Genomic DNA, 14,691 nt, shown 5'->3' on the forward strand with positions numbered 1-14,691 from the left:
TGAAGGGCTGGCTACTATAGGCCTCACTCGGTTTACCCAAAGAAAAGGAAATGTATATGTCTTACACAATGAATCGCGTAATTCAGAATGTGGATTTCGAGACAGTGGATGAGCGAACCCGCAAGGCCCTGGCCGATCAGGGTTTCGGGGTTCTGACAGAAATTGATGTTAAGGCCACCATGAAAAAGAAACTGGACAAGGACATGCTCGCCTACCGAATTCTCGGTGCCTGCAATCCAGCCATGGCTTGGGAAGCCATTGGCGTGGAACCCCGGGTAGGCGCTATGTTGCCGTGCAATGTTATCCTGCGCGAGACCCCGGAGGGCGTTGAAGTCAGTGCGGTTGATCCCGTGTTATCCATGACAGCGATCGAAAATGAGCAACTCAAGCATATTGCGGGTGAGGTGAGAGATAGGCTGTCTGAGATTATCAAGGCGGTCTAACTCGACTCGCACCAAAGCACTCGCTGTGTCTTTAATCATTGCCGCACCGGGTGTCTGGGACCTTGGTTCGGCATACCAAGCAAGTTGAGCCCCGATCTAAGCCGGCCCACGTCAAAGCCACTTGCGTAGCAACAGGCCAAGCGTGTCATACACGCCTTTCATGAAGCCGCGGTGTTTCCAGGCGATGCCAGTGATTTCACTGGCATCCAGCAAATCAGTTACGAACTCGTTTCTTAACTGGCCATTCAAGGCTTCGTTTGTGGAAATCAGCGTCAGTTCATAGTTAATAAACAAACTTCGGTAGTCGAAGTTTGCGGTTCCTATGCTGCCCCAGGCTTCGTCAACGAGTAGTACTTTGGAATGCAACAGCCGGGGCGTGTACTCGAATATGCGAACGCCGTGTTCCAGTAGTTCTCCGTAAATGGCGCGGGCAGCCCATTGTGCGGGGGTCGAGTCGGTCTTTTCGGTGGTCAGAATCCGCACATCGACCCCCCGGCGGGCCGCGAGAGCAAGCTGTTTGCGTAATCCACGATCCGGTACGAAATAGGGCGTCGCCAACCAGATTCTGTCTGACGCTCTGGCCAACCGGTCTTTGATGGCACACCGTAGCTGGATGCGACAGGTTCGTGTTGTATTGGGAATGATCCGGCTGTCGCCGACGGTGTGACTGTCTGGGTTCCATTGCGTGTCACCACACCAGAAGGCGTTGAACAGAGTGTCAGATACTGTGGCCAGGGGCCCGTTGATGCAGACATGCATATCGCGCCATCGCTGGGGGCCGTAGAAGCGCCTTGAACCCTCGCGATGAATGTTGAAGCCGCCGAGGTACGCTGTTTTGCCGTCAATGACCAGCAGCTTGCGATGGTCGCGACGGTTGTAACGCATCGGTTGCCGCCAACTCCAGCGGTGAAAGCGCTGAAGACGGATGCCGGCGGCTCTGAGCTGGCGTCGGTGCTTTCGGGTAAGAACGCTGCTTGAGCCCAGCGCATCAACGTGAATGCGCACGTCGAGGCCGTGGCGGGACTGCTTCATCAGTTCATCAAGCAGTTCAGTCCCCACCTCGTCCGCCGCCAGGATATACGAAGCAAGAAAGATACGCTGGGTGGCAGCACGGACCGAGCGAATCATCTCCGCATAGAGTTCGTCTCCCTCACCGAACAGCCTGAACACATCCTTCACGGCCCCGTCCTCGGGTTCACAGGCGGCGTCGCCGGGGTTGCCGTTCATATCTATAAGCCAACAGAGCCGATACCCAGGCTGTCATTGGTGTTTCTGATCGACGTTTCCGCATCGTGTTCGGCCCCGGTCAGTGCGCGTATGGCATCGATGGTTTCCGGAACAACAATCGCCTGGTTGTCGACCATATAGGCATAAAACAGCTCTTTGCCCTGCACTTTGAGCATGTCTTCCCAAAGCGCGACTTCATACAGGCTGTCGTGAGGTCGGCCAAGGTCGGCCATCAACTCCTTGACACTGTTGATCGCGCTTAGCCCGTCGCTGTTCCGGAGGAAAACAATGCGGGAGGAGGTGCGGAACGCATCGAGCACTTCGTCCTTACTCGCCTCACGTGTCAGTTGAACGGACCAGTAGTGCAGGTGGGCCAGTGTCTCCGGAACCTTGACCGCCATGGTTACCACATCCAGGTCCGGGTCGACACTTTGGGCGTCCGGGCCCTGGTGACTGGGAATCTCCGGCTCTGGCACGACGGTATTCATGATCCCGCCCTGGTGGCTCTCCCAGGGATCGGTGGCCCGGCGCAGAAGGGTTCCCCGTGCCCGGTCCAGCAAGCCGTGGCGTTTGAGCGCTGACAGGGTACGAATGATCGACGTCGTGTTGCACGATACGACGCGTGTGCAGTCACGGCCGACAGCGCTGGCGTAGTTGGCCTCGGCAACGAATGAATGGCCCGTGCTTTGATGTTTCTCGCCGCCATGAACGATGAACCTGATACCGAGCCGCCGGTAGGTTTCGATATTCTTGCTGGCCAGGTGTTTCGGTGTACAGTCCACCACGATGTCCGCGGCTTCAAGTAAGTCATCCAGTGTGCCGGAAACATCAAGCCCGGCTGCGCCCATGGCAACGGCGTGCTCTTCAGTCGCGCCGTACAGGGCATACCCTCTACTCAGCGCGGCCCTCACTCGCCAGTCCTGCGCGACATCAGCTACGCCAGCCACAGCCATGTCTTTTTGTACCGCAACGGCTTGCGCTACCCGTTTGCCGATAACGCCATAACCGTTGACCGCGACGCGAATAATTCTCTGACCGACCATCTTTTGTATCTCCAGCTTCTGAAAAGGGGCGAGCGAACTGTTATGTTGCTTAAGTGACCAGATTATAGACAAAGACTGAATTTCAGCTGAAAGTCCGGTTTGACGTGTACCTCAGGGCAATGGCTTTACCGAAAAGTTGATGGTGATCAAAAAAATGCAAAGCGCAGAAGTGCTTTTCAGGTTCAGTTCAGCCGGGTGTAGTGGAATGGGGTGCAGTAGAGGGCAACTACATTGCTTATGACCAGGTCGAACCTTGAGAGGCTCGAATGGTATGAAACCATCGGCAAGCAGAACCTGTTTTTTGCCCTAGTCTACAACAGTGCGGCTGAGCCTGTGGCTGCCGGTGTGCTCTACCGATTCCTTGGCATCCTGATAGGACCTTCCTTTGCCACTTTTGCAATGAGTGCATCCTCGTTGCCGGCGGTGATGAACGCTCTGCGTCAGCGTCGAGAGAAAGTCTTAGGCACGAAATGGACAGATAGACAGATAGAACGCTGGACCTCCCACTGATACTCCTGTTCCGGGGCTCTTAGTGGGTTGGCCAGAGTAAGAATGGGCATGGCTAAGGAGAGATAATGAAAATTGTGTTCTTTGAGGCAGAGAAGTGGGAGTGCGATATTTTGCAGCAGGCCTGCTGCAATCATGAGGTTGTTTTCACGGACGAGGAACTCGGAACAGGCAACGTTGGGCTATACAGGGACGCCGATATCATCTCCCCCTTCGTTCATTCGGTCCTGAACCGTTCGGTCCTGGAGTGTTTTGAGCATCTGAAGTTCATTGCTACCCGCTCGACCGGATACGACCATATCGATTTGGAGTATTGCACCAGAAATGCGATTCCAGTCAGCAATGTGCCCGTCTACGGTGACCAGACGGTAGCAGAGCATGTTTTTGCGCTGCTCCTTGCCATTAGCCACAAGATTCCAGAGGCGACCAATCGCACTCGCAAGGGGGATTTTTCTCAGAAAGGCCTGCAGGGGTTTGACCTGCAAGGCAAAACCCTGGGAGTGATCGGTACCGGGTCTATCGGAAAGCGTGTTGTAGAAATAGCGCAGGGGTTTCGCCTGAACGTTCTTGCCTGCGATCCCAGGCCGGATGACGTATTCGCGGATCAATACAACGTGTCTTACGTCGATTTGGATCGTCTTCTTGAGCAGTCCGATGTGGTGACGCTGCACGTACCTGGCAGCAAATCGGCCAAGCATCTTCTGTCGGACAGGGAGTTCGCCCGGATGAAGCGCGGGGTTGTCCTGATTAATACCGCTCGCGGCTCCGTTGTTGATACCCAGGCTTTGCTGTACGCGCTGGCGGATGGGAAAGTGTCGGCTGCCGGTCTTGATGTACTGCCGGATGAGCCCTCCATCAGGGAGGAGGCGGAATTGATCCGCTCCTTTTTTGACAAGAAACATGATCTGGAAACGCTGTTCGCCAACCATGTTCTTCAGCACATGAGAAACGTCATCGTCACCCCGCACAGTGCGTTCAATACGAAAGAGGCTGTCGAAAGAATCCTCACGACCACCGGCGAAAACATTGTTGGCTTCATTGAGGGTGCACCCCGCAATCTTGTGAACAAACACTGAGCCAGGATGGTTTTTTATGCCGATGCTCTATACCTATTTGATCTGGGGTGTGTTGTTGGTGCTGCTGTCGGGATTGGTTCTCGTTGTTACCTGCAATAAGGAGATGCTGAGGATGAGACTTGGTACCGCTCTCCTGGGGTCGTGAATTCAGATAATAACTGCAGCATTTTTCGTAATTTATACGAGCATCGCTATTGGCAGACCAGGGCATAATAAAAGGCTAATCATCATGTGGAACGAAAAAGGCAATAGCCATCTCCAACAACCCATCTTGCCGTCACTATTCAGCATTGGCGCCATTGGTTTGACCCTTGCTGGCGCGCTGATCTGGCAGTCTGAGTTTGCGTATGCGCTTGATTATGTTTCCTCGTACGTGGATGGTCTGCTGCGCTGGTGGTATGTGGCACTGGTTGCGTTTCTGACGGCATTTGTTATTTGGCTAGGGCTGGGGCGTTACAAGAACGTGCGCCTTGGTAAAGACTACGAACAACCGGAATACCGGCTTTTTCCCTGGTTGGCGATGCTGTTTGCGGCCGGCACGGGTGTGGGGCTGCTGTTCTGGAGCATCGCCGAGCCAATCATGCACTTTCAGGGTAACCCTTTTACTTCGGAGGGCTTTACTCCCTCCGCTGCGTCTACTGCAATTCAATTGTCGTTTTTCCACTGGGGGCTGAACGGATGGGCTATTTTTGCGTTGGTCGCGATTGCATTCGGATACTTCAGCTATCGCCATGATCTCCCGCTCGCGCCTCGATCAGCGCTGTACCCGTTTATTGGTGAAAGAATCTTTGGCTTTTGGGGGCACGTCGTTGACGCGCTCGCTGTTTTTGCGACTGTATTTGGTCTGGCGACGACGCTGGGGCTGGGAGCCCGTCAGACTGGCACGGGGCTCAAGTGGCTTTTCTCCGTGGAGGCGTCTCTTTGGGTGGAGCTGTCGGTGGTCGCCGTGGTTACTGTAATCGCGACGATTTCGGTGGTTTCTGGGGTCAGGCGGGGCGTGAAAATATTGAGTGAGGTAAATCTTTGGCTAACGCTGATTTTACTCGCCGCCTTTATGATTATTGGCCCCTTTGATTACATGGCAGGGTTGTTGGTGCAGGAAATTGGCGGTTACCTGGATAGTCTATTGATCATGACATTCTATGTTGGCGCCAATGAACCGGGAAATTGGCAATCGACCTGGACGGTGTTTTTCTGGGGCTGGTGGCTGGCCTGGTCACCTTTTGTCGGGTTGTTTATCGCCCGGATATCCCGCGGCCGCACCCTGAGAGAGTTTGTTTTCGGGGTTCTTCTCTTACCAACGCTGGTGACTTTTGTATGGATCTCGGTGATGGGGGGCGCTGCACTCCACAGCGAGCTATTCGGGGGTGGCGGAATTGTTGAGGCGGTCAATAAAGACATCGCCTATGCACTTTTCGCGACCATTGAGCACCTGCAGACGACTGACTCAATTAAATTTTTGATGGGTCTGGTGGCAACGCTCCTCATCGGCATCTACTTTATAACGTCTGCGGACTCGGGCGCATTGGTCGTCAATATCATTTTGTCGGGAGGAAAACTTGAGCCTCCGAAAGCGTCAAGAGCCGGTTGGGCCATTGCCAATGGGGTGCTGACAGCTGTGCTGCTGGTGGCTGGAGGGATTGCCGTCCTTCAGGATGCGGTCATACTTGCGGCTTTGCCGTTCTCACTGGTTATTGTTGCTATGACTGCCGGCCTGTTGAAGGCGCTGCATCATGAGCCCCTGGTAGCACCCAGAGAAGGTTGTAAGCAACATCGGGCTGCTGAGCCATGGACAGGAGCAGATCAAGCATGAACATCACCTGGCAGTATCTGCCCGTAGTGTGAATAGTCACACTTGGAAGACCGGTGCAAACCCGCCTCCTGGCGTGCGAAAGTTGGTTGTCTGGCCCTGATATATCCTCGCGGCAACCAGCAGACTTTTGCCGGCGTAGGTATACAGGCGAATGTCGACCTTTCTGGTGGTCACCGCATCGTCAATTCGTAGAGTTCGTTCTCCAGCGGGGACGAGATCTTGTGCGATATAGCCGCCATCCAGAATGTTTTCGAAAACACGCCGGGTCATCTTGTCGCCCCGGTAGACACCCTTGCTGCCGTGACCTGCAACCGGCTTAAAAAACAATTGGCGCCGAGCGCTCCACAACGCCGCAGCATCTTCACTCGAAACCAGCCGGGTCTTCGGCACGGCGTCTTCCAGGCAGCCCGCATCCGCTAAGCTCAGTCCCCAGTCGAGTAGAGTCTGCGGGGCTGACAACAAGGTCAGGTTTCGCTTATCGGCCAGAATGGCATGAGCTCGGGGGTTGGGAGTTACAACCACGGCGCCGTCCAGATACGCACGTCTTAATGCCGCATGAGCCGTGGCGTCCAGTGAAAAGTCCACCAGCCTGTTGTAAACCATACAAATGGGCTTACCACGGGCTGTCAGTCGCCCATCGGCATACACAAGCTCTGACGGATCGAGTATCAACGCCTCAATTCCTTTGGTCTGGAAAAGTTGTTGGGCCAACTGGAATTCGGGAAACATAAACTGGGTCTTCGGGGCATCATCAACTATCGCCAGGCAGTTGGGTTCCGAAGTGGCATGCTGTCTTTGCCACTCCTGTTTGAACATCGTCAACACTGCATCCTCGAATCCGTCGAGCTCGCTACGGGTTACTGCGGTCTGTTGAGATGGGTTACAGCAGCGATGCTGGGCTCTCGCCAGCACAACGTTCAGGAAGGCACCTCCGGCATTGGTGTTGATCTCTATCAGCCGGGGGCCGTCGGGACCCAGGTGAAAGTCGTAACCCATGAATGCCCCAATGGGGCCCGGATTGAACTGTGCGATTTTGGGTGCCCAGGACAGAACTCGTTCACGAAACGACGGAAGTTCGGTGGCCGATTCGATCGCTTGGACGATCCTTTCCATCGCAGCTATGTCGGATCTGGGAACAAAAATCGGTGTGTTTGAAAAAAGCTGGTCGAACTCGGCGAACTCTGACGGTCCACTTCCAGCATCGATAAGAATGCTTCTGAGGCTCTTGTTGAGCGCTTTACGGTCGAGAGTGATGCAGTAGCAATGGCGATTGAGCTTGTAGGCTCGACTGTCGGCTAATCGTTGGTTTTTGTGGATAGGTTCGGGCATCAGGAGTCCGTTGGTCGAGAGTTTCACTGATTGTAATCGCATACTTGAAATTCAAAAAAACCTATCTCCCATGTGTGATCTACGTCAAATAGATTCATACTTCAGATCTGTTTTCAGGTCTGTTTCAGTTCCGCGTGTTGAGCTATCGCTAGGTAAGTTGGCTCTCTCTACCCATCTTAGACTCTCCCGATAGGTAGCAGACTGGTACTACACGATGATTCAGGCGGCAGAACTATGAAATATAGATCAAAAAAAGGGTGGTTTACCGGATTCGCGATCACCGCTTTGATAGGTTTATCGACTATTGCAATTGCAGATGGCCGTCGAGCGTTTGTACCCATGGGGACAGCTGATTCTGTTGGCATTATTGATCTGAGAAGTCGTCAGGTAATGCCGTCGATTATGGGGACAATCAACACCCATGGCTCGGCCCTGACTCCGGATGGTCACTATCTGGTTGCTGGCAGTCTGACCGCGCACGACAGCGAAGAGCCGATCAGTCGCCCGGAGGGCGTGACGGAGGACGAGCACGCGGCCCACCACGGTGGTGAAGCTACCGCGGCTCCGGAAGACGCCAATACCGGCCGGATCTACGTTGTGGATACCGCCAAGAGCGCGATTACTCGCACTGTAGAGGTGCCAGGGCCCGTGCACCATGTGCTGGTGACCCCTGACGGTCGATTCGCTGTCTCCACTCATCCTATGGGCGGTGGGATCAGTGTGGTTGACCTGGAGTCCGGACAGCTCGTTGAAACCCTGGCCACGGGCCCGGCGCCAAACTACGTAGTGGCGACCGATGACGGTCAGTCTTTACTGGTCAGCAATACTGGTAACGGGACCGTCAGCGAAGTGGATACTCGGCACTGGTTCGTCAAGCGTAATCTTCGCGTCGGCGGTGGGCCTGAGCACATGGTGCTTTCCCCTGACAACGAGAGGGTGTATGTGAATGACGGGGCCTCGGGGGAAGTCGCTGTCCTTGGGCTTTCCAGAGGTGAGGTGCTGGCAAGATACGATGTTGGGCCGCAACCCCACGGCGTGGGACTAAGCACAGATGGCCAGATACTTTATGCGACCAGCGAGGGCGGCAACCAAGTTGTCCGTATCGAGCTGGCCAGCGGAACCCGCGACAGCATGCCTCTGGCGCCGGCCCCTTACCACCTGGCGGTCTCTCCCGTCGATGGCAGCCTATTAATCACCAGTCGGGGCGAAGCCAGGCTCTGGGTGCTTGATCCGGGCTCTCTGGAAATTATCGATGACGTTTCTTTGGACGGGATAGGTCACCAAATATCGCTTGAGGCTTACTAGCCAGTAAGCCCCACTGATAAGCTTTTCCCAAAGGGATTCTATATGGATAAGCGTTTTAAGATTACGTTGGCAATTTTTGCGGTTATCGCTTTGGTTTTACTCTGGGGCGAACATAAGGTTCACCTTCTGGGTGCTCTGCCGTGGTTAATCCTTCTTGCATGCCCGTTTATTCATATGTTTATGCACGGAGGGCATGGGAGTCACGGTGGCCACAACCACCACGATCAACCAGAAGGCAAAAACGGAGGCCAACGCGATGACTGATGCTTCGTCCGACTACGGCCTTTGGGGGCTGGTGGTTCTTAACTCGGTGATCTTTATTTTCTTCGCTTTCAGTTTTTTTAAGCCACAGACCCAACGAGACTGGCGATCCTTCGGCGCGTTCAGCGCGTTTCTCGTGGCATTATTCACTGAGATGTATGGGTTCCCGTTGACACTCTATTTTCTATCCGGTTGGCTTCAGACTCAATACCCCGATGTAAATTGGCTTGCCCACGATAGCGGGCACCTGCTTGAAATGCTTTTTGGTTGGCAGGGTTCTCCCCATTTCGGCCCCTTCCACTTGTTGAGTACGGTGTTTATTGGTGGAGGTTTTTACTTGATTGCCGCCGGGTGGCGAACCTTGTACGCGGCGCAAAAAGAGCGAAAGCTGGCTACGACAGGTCTCTATTCGTACGTTCGGCATCCACAGTATGTCGGCTTTGTCTTGATAATGTTTGGCTTCCTGCTGCAGTGGCCGACTCTGTTAACCCTGGCGATGTTCCCGGTTTTGCTCTGGATGTATTCACGGTTATCGATCAGTGAGGAACGGGAAGCCGAAGAAACGTTCGGGGAAGCCTGGAGACACTATGCAGACAACACTCCCAGGTTTTTGCCGCGATTGCGCGGATTGGGGCGGCAAGCTTGAACAAAAGCTCTACTCATTTGATGGGTAGATAAAGGAGCCGTTGGTGAACCAATCACTTTCGATACGTGCAGTCGCTGGGATGGTTCTTGTCGCCTTTCTTTGGGCGATCTGCTTTCCTTTTATTGTGGTGGGGTTGCCGGACGCGCCACCTTTGCTTTTTGCCGCTTTACGCGCATTGCTGGCAGGGCTCTGTCTGATTCTGCTCGCTTTTACAAAAGGTGGTCGGCCCAGTTATTCACTTCGCCAGCTTCTAATGCTGGCCGTAATTGGCCTCAGTTACACGGGTATGGGGCTTGGAGGGATGTTTCTCGGTGCTGGCAAGCTGGGACCGGGGCTTGCAACGGTTCTGGCCAATGCGCAACCACTGTTTGCGGCGGTTCTTTCGTTTTTTATCGTTCGAGAGGTGGTGACCGGGCGTGTGTTTGTGGGCCTTTTGATTGGTTTTATTGGTGTTGTGGTGCTAGCGATGCCAGAGATGGAGTTTGGTAACGCCAGATTTTCAGGGGCCGTCTATGTTCTTGGTGGAGCCATCGGAACCGCCATTGGAAATGTGCTGCTTAAATACCAGGCCGGCAGCGATGATATCTATTGGTCAATGGGCATCCAGCTTGTCATAGGTTCAGTGTTTCTGGGAATAGCATCCGTGAGCTTGGGCGAGGGCTTCGAGATTGATTGGACTTGGTCATTTACGACGGCCATGTTCGTTCTGGCCATTCCGGCAACGGCAATGATGGTTGTGCTCTGGTATGCCTTGCTCGCCAGCGCGCCCTTGAACAGCCTCAATTCGTTTACTTTTTTAACGCCTGTTTTCGGTCTCGCTATCGGAATGCTTTTGTTCGGCGAAACTTTCACATCACTGGAGATGATCGGGATAGGAATCACAATTGTCGGCTTGGTGATCGTTGTCAAAGCGCCTCGGAAAACAACAAGCGGTTCCGCTGTCGGGGAACAGGCAAAGGTGATCCGTAGCTCATAGTAGAAAAGGGAGTAGTCAATGAGAGTCTGGATTAGCGTTCTCCTTTTGTTTGCCGCATCAGGTCGGCTTATCGCGGGCCCTCCCTCGGCAGTTTCCTTGATTGAAGGCATGGAACAGACTCTGTGGTCCGACAGCAATCACGGGCGTTTCACTATGCGGATCGAGTCTGAGTATTGGACTCGCACACTGGAACTGGAAGCCTGGATGAATCGTCCGGAGCATACGTTGATTCGCATTCACGCGCCCAAAAAAGAGGCCGGCATCGGCTCGCTGCGCATCGGCGATGCCATGTGGAATTACTTGCCCAAAGTTGATCGCACCATCAAGATCCCACCGTCGATGATGCTCCAGCCATGGATGGGCTCCAACTTCAGCAACGACGACCTGGTCAAGGAAAGCTCGTTCGTCGAGGACTACACGCACGAATTGGTCGAAACCGACGATTCCGGTGAGGTGCCTGTGTATCGTGTTGTCTCGACGCCCCGACCTGATGCCTCGGTAGTGTGGAGCCGTCTTGAATTCAATGTTCGGGAGGGCTCGATCCCGGTTTCGCTTGCCTACTACGGCGAGCGCGATCAGATCGTCAAACGCATGACCTATGAGCAGATCGAAACCATGGATGGGCGGCGGATACCCACCCGCTGGACGATGGTGGACGCCGATAACCCCGAGTCCCGCACGGTGATCACGATTGACTCTATTGAATTCGACCTGCCGATCGATGAAGAGGTGTTTTCATTGCGCCGGCTGCGCAACCCACAGTGAGGGGCCGGCATGAGCATCTTCCATGTCTTAAACGAATCGCGGATCTACCGTCAGGACTCAATGTCCGTCAAGGCGCTCGAAGAGGTGTAGGTCGCCATTGAGGCCGGTGAGTTCGCAACGATGGTGGGGCGGGCAAGACCACGCTGCTGAATCGAATAGCCAAAAAAATTTGATATACAGCAATCGAGATGTTGGTTTTAGTATATATTCAGTTTCGATTCAGGTGAATGGTGTTTACTGGGTATGTCGCAAATCGACCTCGTTAAGGAGCTTCGCTACGAAGAGTTTTACCAAAGTAGTCGCAATCTCGTTGATCATGGCCACACCGGCTGTCTGGGCACATGGTTCAGACAACCAGCAGGGGGCTGGTGGAATGATGATGTCCACTGAACAGATGCAGGAAATGCAGCAGAACATGTCCCGCATGCAAGATTTAGCGCCCAAGATGCGCGGAAGCTCCGGACAAAATCGGCAAAAGTTCATGCAGGAGCATATGGAACTCATGCAAGAGCAGATGCAAATGATGCGCGGCGGCATGATGGGCGATCAAGGAATGATGAATGGTCAGGGGATGATGAATGGCCAAGGAATGATGAACGGTCAGGGGATGCAGGGAAGTTCGAACCAAGGAAATCCCGTAATCAAATCAGAAAACCGCATCCAGTTTATGGAAAAGCAGATGGATCAGATGCAACTGATGATGGAGCAAATGCTGGAACATCAGCGGGAGCTTCAAGATCGCGAAAAGTAACTTTTTGACCATTGTTGGGCATACCGATGGGGAGCTCCTCAGGTCTGGTGTCTGAGGGCCTCATCGGCACAGGCCCATGGTGCTCCGTGAAGTTGAGGGACAAAAATACGATGCTCAGGGCAAAAGTCTCATTCTCCGTTCTTTTGGTTGCATTGCTCAGCGGCTGCAGCGACGGGGCCGTGGAGGGGCGCTGGTACACTCAAGCCCAGGTCGAGCGCGGTGCAACTGTATTCGACGACAACTGTGCAAGTTGTCATGGTGGCAATGCTCAGGGCTCCTTCAATTGGAAAACGCCCCTGAAGGATGGCTCCTACCCGCCACCACCGCTCAACGGAACGGGGCATGCGTGGCATCATCCTTTCGATATGCTGATGGGTACAATTAGTCAAGGTGGTGCTCCCATAGGTGGGCAAATGCCGGCCTTCGAAGGAAAACTCTCCAAGGACGACCAGAAGGCCGTTATCAGCTACTTCCAGAGCAAATGGGATAAGCGGATCTATGATGCATGGTTTGAAAGGAGTGGGCTGTAATCTCTTAGTTTTTGGTCAAGGCTCTCGCGACCTCTCAGTGCGGGTCGCCCGGACCAGATCCTTATAGAATTCATGCGCCGATGAGCGCATTTTTTCATTGCGCCTCCTGCGCAACCCACAGTGAGGGCCTAGTATGAGCATCGTCAATGTGGAAAAAACGTCGCGGGTTTACCGTCAGGATTCCATAGCCGTCAAGGCACTCGATGAGGTGTCAGTCACCATCGATGCCGGGGAGTTCACAACCCTGGTGGGCCCATCCGGGTCGGGCAAGACCACGCTGCTGAATCAGATTGGAGTCCTGGATGAGCCGGATAGCGGGCGCATTCAGGTGGCGGGCAAGGAAATCACCGGGCTCAGCCGCAAGAAGCGGACCCTTCTGCGGTTGTGGAAGATTGGCTTTGTCTTTCAGGAATACAACCTGATCGGTGTGCTGTCGGCGCAGGAGAATGTCGAGTACGTGTTGATGCTACGGGGAGTGCCGTTCCGGGAGCGCCGCGCCGAGGCCCAGCGTATTTTGGTGGAGGTCGGTCTGCAAGGGCTGGAGCGGCGGCTGCCCCATGAACTGTCTGGCGGCCAGCAACAGCGTGTCGCGGTGGCGCGGGCGATTGTCAGCAAGCCCGCCATTGTCCTGGCCGACGAGCCCACGGCTAGACTTGGGCAAGGTTTCGTCGCCAAGGCTAACTAAACGCTTGGAGGATAGGGAAATCACTACATCACCTGATTACGCCTTTTCCGTTAACGAGGAGCATCTGTCTATTCCCAGGAAGGTGGTCGTTAATAATGGATCTGTTTTGGACCTATCTCAGAAAGAGAAGGTCGGGTTTTTCTGGGTTAGCTCCCGCTTCAGGGTCAGATATATTAATCAGAGCCCGCTGGGATAATAGTGAGCTCGAATCGGGGTTTACAGTTTTCCCCATGTATGAGTTAAGTTCCTTTATTATTGATTTTTCGTATGTTAAATCTAAATGAGAATCTCGATTATTAATATTGACTAATGAAGAAGATGATAGTCAAGGCGCAAGTCAAATATACATCTATTGACATTTTAAGGTTTGCGGTACGGTAATAAATTTAGCGCCGAGATTCCAGTAAATCAATACTATAGCCAGTCATGCTATTTTCATGACTGGCAACGTTCTTTGTATGAGAAGCAAGCTTCGCTTGTTAGCTCTGCCTAAGCGGAACGTACTAGTCGTCACTTGAATCTGCTATTCCCGCCTCCTTCATCTGCTTGTGTAATTTTTGATGTTTCAGGCAGAGTTCTTGCCTGTCAACGGTTTCCACGGTCTTGTTCGGATAGCTCCTTGCCTCGTTAAACCTGTCGGCTAAGCCAGAATCGGCGTAGGCAAAGGAACTAAACAGTGCTGTCATTGCTATGGCTGTAATGATGCTCTTCATGACGAACTCCTTGATTTGTTGCTCCAGGCCCATGCAACTGGGCCTCTAGTAGATACCGCTGATGCCCACCAGCGGTATTTCTGTTATCATTTGCTGTACGTTACCTTCTGCTCCATTTGTTTCTTCTCTAAAGCACGATGGTAGGCTCGTCCTTCTTCACTTATCATCTGTCTTCGCGCCTCCATTCCAACTTCTGACAATCCATAGCGTGTCATTTTTTTGTGGAGTCGCTGCAGTTCTTTATTCTGAAGAATATTTTCATTTACTTGGTCATTGTTCATTTCATTGTGCAGTTTATTGTGAATCTCTTTCATGTCTTTGTGGTCCGGCATGCTGCCGGCAAGTGCTGACATTGAGAGAGTGGCTGCTGCGGCGAATACTATTAATGATTTCATAATTTCACCTCCTGTTTGGTTGATGGTTTCATTAGATCATTAGTTCCTGAAACCTAACTGAAAAAACAAAAAAAGTTTATTAACGATTTGATAACTTTTGTTAGTGATAAAAATGGCTCTCTTCCATTTCGTGTGGAATCGGTCGCCAGCTACTAATCCGAAATAAAGTAAGCGAACATCACCCGGAGATGTAAGCCAAATCTGGATGACCAAAAAAGGACTGCAA

At 53.1% G+C, this 14,691-nt stretch carries 16 protein-coding genes; 11 read left to right on the forward strand and 5 right to left on the reverse strand.

Annotated elements, in window-relative coordinates; all coding sequences use genetic code 11:
* Nucleotides 1–56: 56 nt before the first annotated feature.
* Nucleotides 57–443, forward strand: a complete 387-nt coding sequence (locus tag MLC59_RS16895; RefSeq protein ID WP_091854522.1) for a DUF302 domain-containing protein — start codon at nucleotides 57–59, stop codon at nucleotides 441–443.
* Nucleotides 444–554: 111 nt separating this feature from the next.
* Here MLC59_RS16895 and MLC59_RS16900 read toward each other — a convergent pair whose 3' ends face one another.
* Both MLC59_RS16900 and MLC59_RS16905 read right to left on the reverse strand, forming a co-directional pair.
* Nucleotides 555–1,670 carry a phospholipase D-like domain-containing protein gene (locus MLC59_RS16900; protein ID WP_248236579.1) on the reverse strand — a complete coding sequence of 372 codons (1,116 nt, stop codon included), beginning with the start codon at nucleotides 1,668–1,670 and terminating at the stop codon, nucleotides 555–557.
* Nucleotides 1,671–1,672: 2 nt separating this feature from the next.
* Nucleotides 1,673–2,713, reverse strand: coding sequence for a type II glyceraldehyde-3-phosphate dehydrogenase (locus tag MLC59_RS16905; protein ID WP_248236580.1), 1,041 nt, complete (start codon nucleotides 2,711–2,713; stop codon nucleotides 1,673–1,675).
* 575 nt (nucleotides 2,714–3,288) lie between these two features.
* Here MLC59_RS16905 and MLC59_RS16910 point away from each other — a divergent pair.
* The gene (locus MLC59_RS16910; protein ID WP_248236581.1) at nucleotides 3,289–4,296 is read left to right on the forward strand and encodes a hydroxyacid dehydrogenase; all 1,008 of its coding nucleotides are present in this window, start codon (nucleotides 3,289–3,291) and stop codon (nucleotides 4,294–4,296) included.
* Between the two features lie 229 nt (nucleotides 4,297–4,525).
* The gene (locus MLC59_RS16915; protein WP_248236582.1) at nucleotides 4,526–6,109 is read left to right on the forward strand and encodes a BCCT family transporter; all 1,584 of its coding nucleotides are present in this window, start codon (nucleotides 4,526–4,528) and stop codon (nucleotides 6,107–6,109) included.
* 36 nt (nucleotides 6,110–6,145) lie between these two features.
* Here the strand turns inward: MLC59_RS16915 and MLC59_RS16920 are convergent, their stop codons facing one another.
* Nucleotides 6,146–7,438 carry an ATP-grasp domain-containing protein gene (locus tag MLC59_RS16920; RefSeq protein ID WP_199455927.1) on the reverse strand — a complete coding sequence of 431 codons (1,293 nt, stop codon included), beginning with the start codon at nucleotides 7,436–7,438 and terminating at the stop codon, nucleotides 6,146–6,148.
* A 402-nt stretch (nucleotides 7,439–7,840) separates the two neighbouring features.
* On the opposite strand from MLC59_RS16920, the gene MLC59_RS16925 reads away from it, so the two are divergent.
* The 8 genes from MLC59_RS16925 (at nucleotide 7,841) to MLC59_RS16960 (ending at nucleotide 13,357) form a co-directional block, all read left to right on the forward strand.
* Nucleotides 7,841–8,743, forward strand: a complete 903-nt coding sequence (locus MLC59_RS16925) for a YncE family protein (protein WP_248236583.1) — start codon at nucleotides 7,841–7,843, stop codon at nucleotides 8,741–8,743.
* A 42-nt stretch (nucleotides 8,744–8,785) separates the two neighbouring features.
* Nucleotides 8,786–9,007 carry a DUF2933 domain-containing protein gene (locus tag MLC59_RS16930; protein ID WP_076657107.1) on the forward strand — a complete coding sequence of 74 codons (222 nt, stop codon included), beginning with the start codon at nucleotides 8,786–8,788 and terminating at the stop codon, nucleotides 9,005–9,007.
* Nucleotides 9,000–9,650 carry a methyltransferase family protein gene (locus MLC59_RS16935; RefSeq protein WP_058091979.1) on the forward strand — a complete coding sequence of 217 codons (651 nt, stop codon included), beginning with the start codon at nucleotides 9,000–9,002 and terminating at the stop codon, nucleotides 9,648–9,650. The genes MLC59_RS16930 and MLC59_RS16935 overlap by 8 nt, the downstream gene beginning before the upstream one ends.
* A gap of 43 nt (nucleotides 9,651–9,693) precedes the next feature.
* The gene (locus MLC59_RS16940; RefSeq protein ID WP_248236584.1) at nucleotides 9,694–10,626 is read left to right on the forward strand and encodes a DMT family transporter; all 933 of its coding nucleotides are present in this window, start codon (nucleotides 9,694–9,696) and stop codon (nucleotides 10,624–10,626) included.
* Between the two features lie 18 nt (nucleotides 10,627–10,644).
* The gene (locus MLC59_RS16945; protein ID WP_248236585.1) at nucleotides 10,645–11,391 is read left to right on the forward strand and encodes an outer membrane lipoprotein-sorting protein; all 747 of its coding nucleotides are present in this window, start codon (nucleotides 10,645–10,647) and stop codon (nucleotides 11,389–11,391) included.
* 316 nt (nucleotides 11,392–11,707) lie between these two features.
* Nucleotides 11,708–12,142 carry a hypothetical protein gene (locus MLC59_RS16950; protein WP_248236586.1) on the forward strand — a complete coding sequence of 145 codons (435 nt, stop codon included), beginning with the start codon at nucleotides 11,708–11,710 and terminating at the stop codon, nucleotides 12,140–12,142.
* Nucleotides 12,143–12,252: 110 nt separating this feature from the next.
* The gene (locus MLC59_RS16955; protein ID WP_232902503.1) at nucleotides 12,253–12,672 is read left to right on the forward strand and encodes a c-type cytochrome; all 420 of its coding nucleotides are present in this window, start codon (nucleotides 12,253–12,255) and stop codon (nucleotides 12,670–12,672) included.
* Between the two features lie 133 nt (nucleotides 12,673–12,805).
* Nucleotides 12,806–13,357: an ABC transporter ATP-binding protein gene (locus MLC59_RS16960; RefSeq protein ID WP_248236587.1), complete on the forward strand. Its 552-nt coding sequence runs from the start codon at nucleotides 12,806–12,808 to the stop codon at nucleotides 13,355–13,357.
* A 503-nt stretch (nucleotides 13,358–13,860) separates the two neighbouring features.
* Here the strand turns inward: MLC59_RS16960 and MLC59_RS16965 are convergent.
* Together MLC59_RS16965 and MLC59_RS16970 are read right to left on the reverse strand one after the other, a co-directional pair.
* A complete protein-coding gene (locus MLC59_RS16965; protein ID WP_248236588.1) occupies nucleotides 13,861–14,070 on the reverse strand; it encodes a hypothetical protein in 210 nt (69 codons plus the stop codon).
* Nucleotides 14,071–14,156: 86 nt separating this feature from the next.
* Nucleotides 14,157–14,465, reverse strand: coding sequence for a hypothetical protein (locus tag MLC59_RS16970; RefSeq protein WP_248236589.1), 309 nt, complete (start codon nucleotides 14,463–14,465; stop codon nucleotides 14,157–14,159).
* Nucleotides 14,466–14,691: the final 226 nt, after the last annotated feature.

This window comes from Marinobacter bryozoorum, assembly GCF_023156245.1.
In the GTDB taxonomy this organism is placed as follows: Bacteria; Pseudomonadota; Gammaproteobacteria; order Pseudomonadales; family Oleiphilaceae; genus Marinobacter; species Marinobacter bryozoorum.